The sequence below is a fragment of the Raineyella fluvialis genome, from assembly GCF_009646095.1.
In the GTDB taxonomy this organism is placed as follows: domain Bacteria; phylum Actinomycetota; class Actinomycetes; order Propionibacteriales; family Propionibacteriaceae; genus Raineyella; species Raineyella fluvialis.
Window position 1 is genome coordinate 1,821,286 of the sequence record NZ_CP045725.1, and the last position, 13,024, is coordinate 1,834,309.

Genomic DNA, 13,024 nt, shown 5'->3' on the forward strand with positions numbered 1-13,024 from the left:
GTCTGGGCGTCCTGGGCTACTCCACCGGCTGGCCCTCGCTGGACGGGCAGCCGTGGCTCCCGGCGGCGGCGCGGACGTTCCTGCCGCGCGGTTCCGACGCGGAGGTGATGCGCGGTGCCGAACCCCCTGCGGCCTGGAGGCCCGGCCCACCGAGTACGGCACGCTGCTCGTCTCCAAGGTCTACCTCGGGCGGGTGGGGCGCCCGGGCACGTTCAGCGTCCACTGCCTGCTCGACCCCACCGGTCGTCAGGGGGCATCGGACATGCTCGGTCTCGTCCGCGACGGCGTGCTGCTGGCCCGGGAGGAACAGCCGGGGGCCGGCGCGCTCGAAGTGCTCGCCCTACCCGCTCGCCGATCCCGACCGGCGCCCGAGGAGGTGCCCGACGCCCTGCTCGCCCTGCTGCTGGGCCACCTCGCCGACCGTACGCCGCTGCTGCTGCACACCGCGGAGCGCGGCGAGGGGGTGGAGACCCTGTCGGCGCTGGCGCACGCGCTGCCGCGGCGGGTCACGGCAGATCTGTGGTGGTCGACCTTCGTGGCCCAGCCCGATGATCCGCAGGAGGCCGGCGGGCCGGGCGTGGGTCTCGTGGTGGAGCCCTTCTCGATGCTCGGCGCCGAGGAGCTCGAGACCTTCGGTGCGCCCCTGGGTGAGGGGCGCCGTACGGTCGACGTCCCTGCCGGCCCGCGGACAGTCGACCTCGATGCCGGGCCCTTACCCGTCGATGACCGGTCCTGGGCGCTGCTGCGGACCTATCTGGAGCATCCCGAACTCTTTGCCGACTCCCACGGCCTTGAGGAGTTCGTCGCGCGGCTCGAAGGGTTGGTCATCGACCCGAGGCTCCCCCTCGACGATCGCGCCCTCGACCTGCTCGGTGAGGAGGTCGGACCAGCGGTGTTCGCCCGGCTGCTGGCTTCCCCCCAGGCGATGACGCGGTTGGCCGAGGTGGTCCGGGCGCGCCGCCGGCTTCCCTACCGGAACCTGTGGAACGCCGTTCCCGCGCTCACCGACCAGATGTTCGCCTGGTTCGGGCCGGTGGAAGGGGACCCCGAGACCCAGGCCAAGGCCCAGCGGGTGATCTGCACCACGATGGACGCGCGCAACCTCGTTCGGCTCGTCGCCCGTCCCCTGAGCCGCGACACCGCCGAGTACCGGCCCGTCGTCGCCGATCGCAAGCTCGCGTCGGCCCTCGCCGGGATGGGCAGCCCCCTGGAGGCGTACGAATGGCGGGTCCTGACCGAGGAGTGGGGCCCGGTCGTCCACGCCGCGGTGCTGTCCTGGTTGCTGGGGTGGAGCGACGCACCCGCCGATCTCGCCCGGCTCGCCGAAGACCGCCCCGCCTACGTCGCGGGGTTGGAGGCCGTGCTCGCCGCGGCGCGCGCCCAACCGGCGGTTGATCCGGCCGATGTGCGCGCGCGTCTGGCCGGGTGGCGCGGGCTGGGCGCCGAGGAATGGGCTGACCTGCTCCTCGCCTGTCCCTCCGCCCCCTCCGGAGCGCCCTTGGCGGTGCTCGCCCGCCTCGACGGTCGCGGCGTCCGACAGGTGCTCCGCCGGGACTGGCCCCGATTGGCCGCCCAGGCAGGGATCCCCGCGGTCGTCGCCGAGGAACTGCGGGTGCGCGGGATCGGCGGGTTCTAGAGCTCCTCCTGGTCCGAACCAGCGTTCCCGCGGGAACGTCTCGGGAACGTCCGGGAACGTCTCGGGAACGCTCGGCACGGTCGTTGACCGTTGAATTACTCGCTCGTACGCTGGAGCTGGATCGGAGCCGGGACCCCAGGAGCCAGCAATGAGCGAGACGCGTCTGCCCACCTATTTCGTTTCCCATGGCGGTGGCCCCTGGCCGTGGCTCAAGGATCTGATGCCGGGGATGGACAAGCTCGAAGCGTCCTTGCAGGCGATCCCCGCCGAACTCGGCCTCACCCCGCGCGCCGTCCTGGTCATCTCCGGGCACTGGGAGGAGCCGCAGTTCACCGTCCAGACCAGCCCGCACCCGCCGATGATCTATGACTACGGCGGCTTCCCGGAGTTCACCTACCGGCTGCAGTACCCGGCTCCCGGCGCGCCGGACGTCGCCGCCCGGGTCGGGCAGTTGCTCGAGGACGCCGGCATCACCACCCACTACGACGCGCGGCGCGGCTACGACCACGGGGTGTTCGCGCCGTTGTACGTCCTCTATCCGCAGGCCGATGTGCCGATCCTGCAGTTGTCGCTGCGCCGAGGGTACGACCCGGCCGCTCACCTCGCCGCCGGCCGGGCCCTGGCGCCGCTGCGGGACGAGGGCGTGCTGATCGTGGGCAGCGGCTTCAGCTACCACAACCTCGCCAACTTCGGTCCGGGGGCCGCCACGGCCTCGAAGGCCTTCGGTGACTGGCTGAACGAGACGCTGGTCGAGGGTCCGGTGGCGGAGCGTACGGAACGCCTGATGCACTGGGACACGGCGCCCGGAGCCCGGGCGAGCCACCCGGCGGAGGACCACCTCATCCCGCTGATGGTCGCGGTCGGCGCGGCGGAGGACGAACCCGGCGTACGGACCTATCACGAGCCGGACTTCATGGGCGCCATCGACTCGTCGAGCTTCCGCTTCGGGCCATTGCCGGTGCCGCGCGGCTGAGGCGGCCAGGCTCAGGCCCGGCCCGATTCAGGCCCGGCCCGACTCAGGACACGGTGTCCACCTCGCCACGCCAGTGCTGCAGCACCACGTTCGTCTCCGTGCCGGCGATCTCCTTGTGACCGTTGAGGTCGGTCAGCACGAAGTCCCGCAGGGCTTGGGAGTCGGGTACCGCCACCCAGATGACCAGATCGGACTGGCCTGAGGTGAAGAAGACGTGGACCACGCACGGCGACTTCAGCAGGCGCTGGGCCTGCTGCTCGAGCCCATCGCGCATGCCGGGATGGATCCGGACCGAGATGAGCGCCAGCAGCGGCCGCCCGATGGCCGCGGCGTCCACCTCCGCGTGGAATCCCCTGATCACCCCCGAGTCGACGAGGGCCTGGATCCGTGCGTGGCTGGTGGACTCCGCGGTCGCCGTGGCGGCCGCGACAGCTGCATTGCTCATCCGGCCGTTGCGCATCAGCAGCCGGAGGATCTGATGGTCGATGGCGTCGAGTGCCCGAGGTCGGCGCCCCTTGCCGGGCGGGGGAGCGGGGCGGGGGTTCGGCGCTTTTGCCACGGAGGAACTCTACGCGCAGCCCTTCCCGATCGGGAGGGTCACTTGGACAGTTCCTCAGCCGCCCTGACCCGCTCGGCGTCGAAGTCGAGGGCGGCGGCCGTCATCCTCGTGCCGCGCAGCAGGCGATAGGCGACGGCGAGGAACACGAGCCAGATCGGGGCCGCCAGCAGGGCGATGCGGGAGCTCTCGGACATGCCCAGGACGACGAAGATGAGGGCGAAGAAGACCAACGACACCCACGACATGAGCCGTCCCGCGGGCATCCTGAAGGTCGACTCAGCGTGGCGGTCGGGGAACTTCCTCAGGTAGACGAGGTAGCTGACCAGGATCAGCCCCCACACCGAGATGTAGAGCACCGAGGAGACTCCGGCGACCAGGCTGAACGCGTCCATCACCTTGTCGCTGACCATCACCAGCACGATCGCGGGGGAGATGCACAACGCGGTGAGGATGAGGGCGTTGCGCGGGATGTGCCGCGACGACAGGAACGAGAAGCGCTGCGCGGCGTTCTTCTCCCGCGCCAGGCCGTACATGATCCGGGAGGTCGAGAAGACTCCGGAGTTGGCGGAGGACGCCGCCGAGGTGAGCACCACGAAGTTGATCACGTGGACCGCGACGAGGATGCCGATGAAGCCGAACATCTCGACGAAGGGGCTGGTGTCGGGGTTGATCAGGTCCCAGGGCTGCACCGCCATGATCACCGCGAGCGCGAGGACGTAGAAGATCAGGACGCGGGCGGGGATCGCGTTGATCGCCTTGGGCAGGTTCCGCTTCGGGTCGGCGGTCTCGGCGGCGGCGGTGCCGGCCATCTCGATGCCCTGGAACGAGAAGATCGCGATCTGGAACCCGGCCAGGAAGCCCATCGGGCCGGTCGGGAAGAAGCCCCCACGGTCCCACAGGTGGGTGAAGGACGCCGCGGGTGCGACGGCGACCGGCGGGTGGAACGCGCTCAGGGCCAGGTAGCCGCCGATGACGACCAGCGCGACGATCGTGACGATCTTGATCATGGCGAACCAGAACTCCAGCTCACCGAAGACCTTGACCGCGACCATGTTCAGGCCGGTCAGGAGCAGGACGACCCCGAGGGCGGGGATCCACTTCGGCAGGTCGGGGAACCACAGACCGAGGTAGCCGGTGATGGCGGTGGTGTCGGCGATGCCGATGACCACCCAGCACATCCAGTACGTCCAGCCCATGTAGAAGCCCGCCCATGGCCCGATCAGGTCGGTGGCGAAGTCGGCGAAGGACTTGTAGGCCAGGTTGGACAGCAGCAGCTCGCCCATGGCGCGCATCACGAAGAAGAGGAAGAAGCCGATGACGGCATAGACGAGGAGGATCGAGGGCCCGGCGAGGTGGATGGTGCGTCCGGAGCCGAGGAAGAGCCCGGTCCCGATGGCGCCGCCGATGGCGATGAGTTGTAGGTGCCGGTTGCTGAGGCCGCGGACAAGTTGCGGCTCGTCGTGGATCGGTGAGGTACTCGTGGGAGCGTGGGCGGACACCGTGGTCGTGGTGGTGGTCATGTCGGGACTCCTTTGTCTCCGAGAGAAGGCCAGGGCGGGGGTGGGCAGCCCGTGCCCACCCCCGGGTGCCCGTTCAGGCGGTGAGGACGTACTGGACGGCGACGGATTCTACGTCGAACGCCTCGGCCACCGGGCGGCAGGTGAGCAGTCCGGCCGAGGTGTTCAAGCCCTTGGCGAGGGCGTGGTCGTCGAGGCAGGCCTGGCGCCACCCCTTGTCGGCGAGCTGGATCGCGTACGGCAGTGTCGCGTTGGCCAGCGCCCAGGTGGAGGTGTTCGGGACCGCGCCGGGCATGTTCGCCACGCAGTAGAACGTGGAGCCGTGCACCTGGTACGTCGGGTCGTCATGGGTGGTCGGACGCGAGTCCTCGAAGCAGCCGCCCTGGTCGATGGCCACGTCGACGAGCACCGAGCCCGGCTTCATCCGGGAGACCATCTCGTTCGTCACCAACTTGGGCGTCTTCGCTCCGGGGATGAGCACGGTGCCGATCACCATGTCGGCCGCCAACACCTGTTCGCGGACGGCGAGGGCAGTCGAGGTGATCCCCTGGACCCGGTTGCCGTAGCGCCAGAACGTCATCCGCAGCTTGTCGAGGTCGGTGTCCAGGACGGTGACGTTGGCGCCCATGCCGAGAGCCACGTTCGCCGCGTTCTGGCCGGCGACGCCGCCACCCAGCACGACGACCTTGGCGTTCTGTACGCCGCCGACGTCACCCATCAGGACACCGCGGCCGCCGTACGGCTTCATCAGCGCGTGGGCGCCGACCTGCGGGGCGAGGCATCCTGCCACCTCCGACATGGGGTAGAGCAGGGGGAGCATTCCGCTGGAGAGCTGCACGGTCTCGTAGGCGATCGCGGTCGTGCCGGCGGCCAGCAGCGCCTCGGTCTGGGGCCGGTCGGCGGCCAGGTGCAAGTAGGTGAAGAGCACCATGTCCTCGCGCAGCAGGCCGTACTCCTGGGGGGTGGGCTCCTTGACCTTCATGACCATCTCGCCGGCGGCCCAGGTGGCCTCGGCTCCGTCGATGATGCTGGCGCCCTGGGCTGCGTAGTCCGCGTCGCTGAAGGACGAGCCGGTGCCCGCACCGGCCTGCACGAACACCTCGTGACCGCGGCGGACGAACTCATGGACGCCGGCCGGCGTGATCGCGACGCGGTACTCGTTGTTCTTCACCTCGGCGGGAACTGAAATCCTCATGGTGGGAAGACCTCCGATTCTGTGGTGTCGCGGACCCTCCGTGGCACCGATGAAGGTGAGTCTCGAACGGCGAGGAACAGCGGGGCAGGCCTCCGGCCCGATACCGCAGAAGCTTCGATCGGAGGCTCTGGTGGGCGTACGGAGGGCCCCCGGTCCGGGGGTTCGATCCGAAGAATCCTCGGTCGGCGGGGTCGGCGCGGTCGCCGGGGTCAGCTCACCCCGCCAGGCCGGCCCCGTTCCAGGTGAAGTGCGATCGGCGGCGTTCGAGGAACGCCGCGACGCCCTCGGCCATGTCCGGGCTCCCGGCCACCTGCGCCATCCACGCATCGACCCGCTCGTCGGTGAGCGTACGGTCGACCATCCGGTCCACCAGGTCCTTCGTCGCCTGGATCGAGAGCTGGGAACGCTTGGCGATGTCGTCCGCGAGGGCGAGGGCGCGGTGCAGGACGACGTCGTCGGGGAGGAGTTCGTCGACGAAGCCGATGTGACGGGCGCGTTCGCCACCGATCAGCTCGGCGGTGAAGACCAGGTACTTGGTGGCGGCCGGCCCGATCAACCGGACCAGCCGTTCCAGCGGGATCGGCGGATACACCAGCCCCAGGTTCGCCGGCGGTACGCCGAAGCGGGAGGAGAGGCCGGCGATGCGCATGTCGCAGGCGCCCGCCATCAGCACCCCACCCCCGACGCACGAGCCGTTGATCGCCGCGATCGTCGGCTTCGGGCACCGGGCGATGGCCTCATGGGCGAGGGTGGGTCGATCGTTGTCGAGGATCGTGTCGAGCTCGCTGATGTCGGCCCCGGCACAGAAGTGGCCGGCCGCGCCGGTGAGCACCACGACGCGGATGTCGGGGTCGGCAACCACCTGCTCCATCAGGGCGGGCCAGGCGGACCACATCGGCGTCGTCATCGCATTGCGCTTGCGCGGATGGTCGATGGTGATCAGGGCGGTCGCGCCGCGGATGTCCAGGGTCAGTTCGCCGGTCTCGCTCACGGGGCGCATTCTGCTCCGGCTCGGCGGCGGTGGTGGCCGGTTCGCGGCCGCCGCGCCGTGGGACGGCACGACCGTACGCGTCGACGTTCCCGCGGGAACGCCGAGTCCACGTTCCCGCGGGAACGTCCGGCCGTCGCCCGAACGCCTACCAGCGCTCGGCGATCACCTTGTCGTAGACCTCGGAGAACCGCGCCATCCGCTCCGAGTAGTACGCCGTCCGCCGCGGGTGCGGCTCGGCGATCGGGCCCATGTCAGGGGGCGTACGTTCCAGGCCGGGCGCCAGCATCTCCAGCGCCAGCAGCGCGGACCCGTGCAATGTCGCCCGCTTGATCGTCACCGGGGCCACCGGGCGGCCCATCACGTCCGCGAGAATCTGCAGCAGCTCGTGGCGGTCCTGGGTGACGCGGCCCTGGGCGAGGACCCTGACCGCGCCCGGGGCGTGGGTGACGAGCTGGACGGCGATCCGCCGATAGGTGAGGCCGATCCCCTCGACCACCCCTCGATAGAGCTGCACCGGGTCGGTCGTGGCGTGGACGCCGGCCATCAGGGCGGTCGCGTGGGAGGCCCATCCCGTCGACCGCTCGCCGGTGAAGAACGGCAGCACCAGCGGCGTCTCCTCCGACGGTTCGGCCAGCAGCGCCCGGCTGAGCAGCGGTTCGGGGGGCAGGGCGAGGGTGTTGGTGGCCCAGCTGATCGCCCGGCCGACGTCGTTGACGGCACCGCCGAGCAGTGACCGGCGCCGATCGACCCGGTAGCACCACAGTCCGGTCGGCACCTGCTCGACCGGCCCGGAGACCATCACCCGCAGCGCTCCCGACGTGGCCGCCGAGGCGCCGATCGTACGGTTGTCGGTCGCTCCGGCCCCGACACTGGCGCCAAGGCCGTCGGCGATCGCGGGGAACCACAGGGCTCCCTTGAGCGCGGGCCACCGGGCGTCGAGGCGGTTGTCGGCGGCCTCGAGCGGCTGGTCCGGATCCCGCACGGCGGACAGGTGGGAGGCGCTGATGCCGCACAGCGAGAGCATCTCCGCATCCCACTGTCCGGTCCGGCGATCGAGCAGGCCACTCCACGAGGCGGTCGAGGTGGCGACGGCGGTCCGGCCGAGAAGGTGCAGGTGCAGGTACTCACCGAGCGTCACCCAGCGGTCCACCGTGTCGAAGGTCCGCGGGTCGCTCGCCGAGAGCCAGCGCAGCCGGGCGGGCAGGTAGGAGGCGTGCAGCCGCACACCGGTCCGTTCGTGGATGACGTCCTCGTCGACGATGTGCCGCAGCTCGTCGACCTGGCTGCCGGAGCGGGCGTCGGCGTACGTGTAGCAGGGGGTCAGGGCGAGGCCCTGACGGTCGATGCCGATCAGCGAGGAGGCGAAGGAGTCGAGGGCGACACCCTTGATGCGCCCCTTGAGGTCCTTGGTGGCGAGAGCGTCGATGATCTCGATGACTTCGGCGAGGACCTGGTCGGGGTCGATCGTCGACGTGCCGTCCGCCTGCGACGTGAACGAGTGCGGCACCTTGACCCGTTGACCGGCCGGGCGCCCGTGGGCGTCGTAGAGGGACCCGCGGCTCGCCGTGGAGCCGATGTCCACCGCCAGGACCAGCGGGTCGACGGCCTTGGCGAGTTCGGTCTGGAAGCTGCTCCTGGCCATCCTGCCTCCGGGGGATCGTGAGACCCGCGATCGGTCGCAGGCCCTGCGGTCATGGTGTCGTGCCGCGCGGACGTCGCGCCGCACGTGGTCGTCGTGTCTGGTGCGCTTGCGGGCCTCTCCGGGCGCGTCCCAGTGCGCCCGTCCCCCAGCCCGTGCGCTGACAGCCTAGTTCGTCGGTCGCGGAAGATCCGCATGCCCCGCCGGGATGACACGCCACAGGGGCGGGACCCGGTTTCCCGGATCCCGCCCCTGTGCAGGAGACCGTACGGCCCTCAGGTCCTGCGATCAGGCCTCAGGCCTGCTCAGGCTCTCAGGCCTTCATGGTGCCGGTGGACAGCATGCGCTGGTGCCACGAGAGCGCCTGGGACAGGTCGTGCGGGGTGTGCTGGCCGTTGGCGACCTTGACCGCGACGTCGTAGTAGTCCTGCAGCATCGCGCGGTAGTCCGGGTGGGCCACCTTGATCATCTCGGAGACGCGCTGGCGCGGCGACTTGCCGCGCAGGTCCGCGACGCCGTACTCGGTGATGACGAGGTCGGTGTCGTGCTCGGTGTGGTCGACATGCGACACCATCGGGACGATCGCCGAGATCGCACCACCCTTGGCGACGGACGGGCTGACGAAGACGGTCAGCGCCGCGTTGCGGGCGAAGTCGCCCGAGCCGCCGATGCCGTTCTGCATCCGCGAACCCATGATGTGGGTGGAGTTCACGTTGCCGTAGAGGTCGGCCTCGATCATGCCGTTCATGGCGATGACGCCGAGTCGGCGGATGACCTCGGGGTTGTTCGAGACCTCCTGGTTACGCAGGATGATCTTCTCGCGGTAGAACTTCGCGTTGTCGTTCATCTTCGCCGCGTACTCGGGCGACAGGGAGAACGCGGTGGCGGAGGCGACCTCGAGCTTGCCGGCGTCGATCAGGTCGACCATGCCGTCCTGGATCACCTCGGTGTAGGAGGTGAGGTTCTCGAACTGGCCGTGCAGCAGGCCGGCGAGGACCGCGTTGGCGACGTTGCCGACACCGGACTGCATCGCCGGCATCGGGTTGGGCAGGCGGCCGGCCTTCTCCTCGAGGTCGAGGAAGTCCAGCAGGTGGCCGGCGATGGACTTGGAGACGTCGTCCAGCGGCTTGAACGGCGAGTTGCGGTCCGGGGTGTCGTTCTCGACGACGGCGATGACCTTGGCCGGGTCGACGGTCAGGTACTTCGAGCCGGGGCGATCACCGGAGTGGTAGATCGGGATGGCGAAGTCCAGCGGGACCTGCTTGATGCCGCCGAGGATGTCGTGCATGCCCTCGAGGTCCTCGGACTGCCAGGAGTTGACCTCGAAGATGACCTTGTCGGCGATGTCGAGCCAGGCCTGGTTGTTGCCGATCGAGGAGGACGGGACCAGCGAGCCATCGGCCTTGATGGCGGTGAGTTCGATGATGGCCAGGTTCATCCGGCCGTGGAACCCGTTGCGGAACTGCGGCGCGATGTGCGACAGGTGGATGTCGGCGTACTGGATCTCGCCGGTGTTGATCTTCTTGCGGGTCTCCGGGTCCGACTGGTACGGCGTCCGGAAGTTGACCGCATTGGCGTCCGCCAGCTCGCCGTCCAACTCGGGCGCGGTCGAGGCGCCGGTGCTCAGGCTGACGCGGAACGGCGTCCCTGCGGCGTGCAGCGCCTTGGCGCGCGCGGCCAGGGCGATCGGCACCGCCTTCGGGTACCCCGAGCCGGTGAAGCCGGAGACGCCGATCATGTCTCCGTCGTTGACGAGCGCGGCAGCGTCCTCTGCGCTCATCACCTTGCTCTGGTACGCGGCGTTGTGGATCCGATTGCCCATGAATGTCCTCCAAGTCGGGTGCGGCTTTGCAGTCCAAACTTACCGGTCGGTATCCTGCCGGACCGCTTGGGTCGGACCAAACGGTTGCCGTGTGGCATGCGACACATCGTTCCCCGCCGGGGAACGCATCCTTCGTCGCGTCGCGGGGTCGGTCCTCCGGTGCAGGCGGCACGAGGCGGCCCGTCGTGCCGAGGGGCGGACCGCGAGGGCCGCTGGTATCAGCCCTCGCGGGCGGTTTGGGCGAGGAAGTCCTGGTGCTGTCCGTGCGCCCGCTTGAGCAGGTCGCGGTAGTGCTGCTCGTTCTCGATCAGCTCGGACTTGAGGTGGTCGGGGATCTGCGGCATCTTGCTGAGCTTGGCGGCCAGCTGGTTGTTGAGCTTCGTACGCTCCGCGACCGCCGCCTCCGGCGGCAGGGCGAGGTACTTCTCGGCCAGGTCCTCGGTGGCCCGGATGATGGCCATGGCCCGGCCGCGGGGGGAGAACAGCGACACGGCGACGGTGACCACCAGTACTCCGAGGATGAAGACCAGTGACATCTGCGTGGTGATCTCGATGACGGTCACGTGGTCGCCGTCGTTGATGAACGGCAGGCTGTTCTGGTGCAGCGCGTGCAGGATCAGCTTCACCGCGATGAAGCCGAGGATCGCGGCCAGCCCGTACGACAGGTAGATCAGCCGGTCGAGCAGCCCGTCGATGAGGAAGAAGAGCTGCTTGAGACCCATCAGCGAGAACACCACGGCGGTGAAGACCAGGAAGACCTCCTGGGTCAGGCCGAAGATCGCCGGGATCGAGTCGAGGGCGAACAGGACGTCGGTCCCGCCGATGGCGACCATCACCAGCAGCATCGGGGTGAGGGCCCGCTTGCCGTCCAGTTCGGTGAACAGCTTGTTCCCGTCGTACGTGTCGGAGGTGTGGAAGACGCCCCGGACGAGCCGGATGAAGAAGTTCTCGCTCTCCTCCTCGTCGTCGGTGCCGATCGCCTCCTTCAGCGTCGAGCCGGCGGTGACCAGCAGGATCACCCCGAAGATGTAGAAGACCCAGGAGAAGGCGTTGATCGCGGCGGCGCCGACGAAGATCAGGGCCGAGCGGAAGATGAGCGACACCACGATGCCGAACAGCAGGACCTCCTGCTGCGACTGCCGCGGCACCTTGAACGAGGCCATGATGATCAGGAAGACGAAGAGGTTGTCGACGCTGAGCGACAGTTCGGTGATGTAGCCGGCGTAGTACTGGGCGGCGTAGTGGCCGCCCCAGCTGCCCAGCACGAACAGGCCGAAGGCCAGGGCGATCGATGTGTAGAGCGCCGACCACAGCGCCGACTCCCGGATGCCGGGGGTGTGCGGGCGGCGGGCGTGGAAGAGGAAGTCGAACAGCAACATCCCCACCACGAACAGGGTGGTGAGTGTCCAGGTGAGCCCGGAGACCTCCATGCATCCTCCTTACGTGGACCGCTGTCGGCTGTCGGCGGAACCCTTGGATTCTAACAATCCGCTCAGCGGGCTCCGCTGGTGTCGAGGCCGGCTCCGTGGACCCGCTCGAGCAGGTCGTGGAAGTGGCGTTTGTCGGTGATCAGGTCCTCCTTGAGCTCGTCGGGGATGGCGGGCATCCGTGCCAGCAGCCGGGCGAGCCGGCGCCGGATCGCCCGGCGGTGCGACTCGGCGGCGGTGTCCGGGAGGGCCAGGTAGCGTTCGGACAGCGACTGGGTCGCGGCGATGACCGTCAGCGCGCGGCCGCGCCGGCTGACCAGCGACGCCGTCACCGTGAGCACCAGCACCCCCACGATCACGGCGAGGGACAGGCCGGTGCTGATCTCGGCGACATGGACGGGGCGGCCGTCGTTGATGAACGGAACGTTGTTCTCGTGCAGGGCGTGCAGGCCGAGCTTCACCGCGATGAAGGCGAGGATCGCCGACAGGCCGTACGACAGGTAGATCAGCCGGTCCAGCAGGCCGTCGATGAGGAAGTAGAGCTGCTTGAGGCCGAGCAGGGAGAAGGCCACCGCGGTGAAGGCGAGGTACGTCTCCTGGGTCAGCCCGAAGATCGCCGGGATGGAGTCGAGGGCGAAGAGCAGGTCGGTGCCGCCGATGGCGATCATCACCAGCAGCATCGGCGTCATCACCCGACGCCCGTCCACCCGGGTGACCAGGCGGTTGCCGTCGTAGCCGTCCGAGGTGCGGAAGATCCGCCGGACGAGTCGGACCATCCCGCTGTCGGCGTCCTCCTTCTCGGTCAGGGCGCCCTTGAGGGTGCTGCCGGCGGTCACCAGCAGGATCACCGCGAAGAGGTAGAACACCCAGGCGAAGGCGTTGATCAGCCCGGCGCCGACGAGGATGAGCCCCGTCCGCGCCACCAGGGAGAAGGCGATGCCGAAGAGCAGCACCTCCTCCTGGTACTGCCGGGGCACCGCGAAGGAGGCCATGATGATGAGGAAGACGAAGAGGTTGTCGACGCTGAGCGCCTTCTCGGTGAGGTAGCCGGCGTAGTACTGGCCGGCGAGGTCCGCCCCGGCACTCACCCAGACGAACACCCCGAAGACCAGGGCGATGCCGACGTAGGCCGCCGACCAGAGGGCGGATTCCCGCATCGTCGGGACGTGCGGCGTACGGGCATGGAAGACGAAGTCGAAGACCAGCATGCCGACGATCAGTGCGACGGTGAGGGTCCAGACGAGCGGGGAGACCGCCATGAGGGG

The 13,024-nt window shown here is 69.3% G+C and carries 10 protein-coding genes; 2 read left to right on the top strand and 8 right to left on the bottom strand.

Annotated elements, in window-relative coordinates; genetic code table 11:
* Window positions 1–52 precede the first annotated feature (52 nt).
* Window positions 53–1,636: a hypothetical protein gene (locus tag Rai3103_RS08260; protein WP_153572195.1), complete on the top strand. Its 1,584-nt coding sequence runs from the start codon at window positions 53–55 to the stop codon at window positions 1,634–1,636.
* Between the two features lie 148 nt (window positions 1,637–1,784).
* On the top strand, window positions 1,785–2,609 hold the full coding sequence (locus Rai3103_RS08265) for a DODA-type extradiol aromatic ring-opening family dioxygenase (RefSeq protein ID WP_153572196.1): 825 nt from the start codon (window positions 1,785–1,787) through the stop codon (window positions 2,607–2,609).
* A 43-nt stretch (window positions 2,610–2,652) separates the two neighbouring features.
* Here Rai3103_RS08265 and Rai3103_RS08270 read toward each other — a convergent pair whose 3' ends face one another.
* The 8 genes from Rai3103_RS08270 to Rai3103_RS08305 all read right to left on the bottom strand — a co-directional run bounded on the left by Rai3103_RS08270 (window position 2,653) and on the right by Rai3103_RS08305 (window position 13,018).
* Window positions 2,653–3,168 (bottom strand): Lrp/AsnC family transcriptional regulator, encoded by a 516-nt coding sequence (locus Rai3103_RS08270; RefSeq protein WP_153572197.1) that lies wholly within the window; start codon window positions 3,166–3,168, stop codon window positions 2,653–2,655.
* Window positions 3,169–3,206: 38 nt separating this feature from the next.
* On the bottom strand, window positions 3,207–4,688 hold the full coding sequence (locus Rai3103_RS08275; RefSeq protein ID WP_153572198.1) for an amino acid permease: 1,482 nt from the start codon (window positions 4,686–4,688) through the stop codon (window positions 3,207–3,209).
* Window positions 4,689–4,761: 73 nt separating this feature from the next.
* Window positions 4,762–5,880 (bottom strand): alanine dehydrogenase, encoded by a 1,119-nt coding sequence (ald, locus tag Rai3103_RS08280; protein ID WP_153572199.1) that lies wholly within the window; start codon window positions 5,878–5,880, stop codon window positions 4,762–4,764.
* A 214-nt stretch (window positions 5,881–6,094) separates the two neighbouring features.
* The gene (locus tag Rai3103_RS08285; protein WP_228488795.1) at window positions 6,095–6,871 is read right to left on the bottom strand and encodes an enoyl-CoA hydratase/isomerase family protein; all 777 of its coding nucleotides are present in this window, start codon (window positions 6,869–6,871) and stop codon (window positions 6,095–6,097) included.
* A 145-nt stretch (window positions 6,872–7,016) separates the two neighbouring features.
* The gene (locus Rai3103_RS08290; RefSeq protein ID WP_153572201.1) at window positions 7,017–8,513 is read right to left on the bottom strand and encodes a gluconokinase; all 1,497 of its coding nucleotides are present in this window, start codon (window positions 8,511–8,513) and stop codon (window positions 7,017–7,019) included.
* 310 nt (window positions 8,514–8,823) lie between these two features.
* Window positions 8,824–10,332 (bottom strand): succinate CoA transferase, encoded by a 1,509-nt coding sequence (locus Rai3103_RS08295; protein ID WP_153572202.1) that lies wholly within the window; start codon window positions 10,330–10,332, stop codon window positions 8,824–8,826.
* Between the two features lie 218 nt (window positions 10,333–10,550).
* Window positions 10,551–11,762 carry a TerC family protein gene (locus Rai3103_RS08300; RefSeq protein WP_153572203.1) on the bottom strand — a complete coding sequence of 404 codons (1,212 nt, stop codon included), beginning with the start codon at window positions 11,760–11,762 and terminating at the stop codon, window positions 10,551–10,553.
* Window positions 11,763–11,824: 62 nt separating this feature from the next.
* A complete protein-coding gene (locus tag Rai3103_RS08305) occupies window positions 11,825–13,018 on the bottom strand; it encodes a TerC family protein (protein WP_153572204.1) in 1,194 nt (397 codons plus the stop codon).
* Between the last annotated feature and the right edge of the window lie 6 nt (window positions 13,019–13,024).

Bases quoted from the DNA above. Each gene is read 5' to 3' on its own strand.
- Rai3103_RS08265 (WP_153572196.1), top strand. From the start codon at position 1,785: ATGAGCGAGACGCGTCTGCCCACCTATTTCGTTTCCCATGGCGGTGGC.
- Rai3103_RS08275 (WP_153572198.1), bottom strand. From the start codon at position 4,688: ATGACCACCACCACGACCACGGTGTCCGCCCACGCTCCCACGAGTACC.
- ald (WP_153572199.1), bottom strand. From the start codon at position 5,880: ATGAGGATTTCAGTTCCCGCCGAGGTGAAGAACAACGAGTACCGCGTC.
- Rai3103_RS08290 (WP_153572201.1), bottom strand. From the start codon at position 8,513: ATGGCCAGGAGCAGCTTCCAGACCGAACTCGCCAAGGCCGTCGACCCG.
- Rai3103_RS08295 (WP_153572202.1), bottom strand. From the start codon at position 10,332: ATGGGCAATCGGATCCACAACGCCGCGTACCAGAGCAAGGTGATGAGC.
- Rai3103_RS08300 (WP_153572203.1), bottom strand. From the start codon at position 11,762: ATGGAGGTCTCCGGGCTCACCTGGACACTCACCACCCTGTTCGTGGTG.
- Rai3103_RS08305 (WP_153572204.1), bottom strand. From the start codon at position 13,018: ATGGCGGTCTCCCCGCTCGTCTGGACCCTCACCGTCGCACTGATCGTC.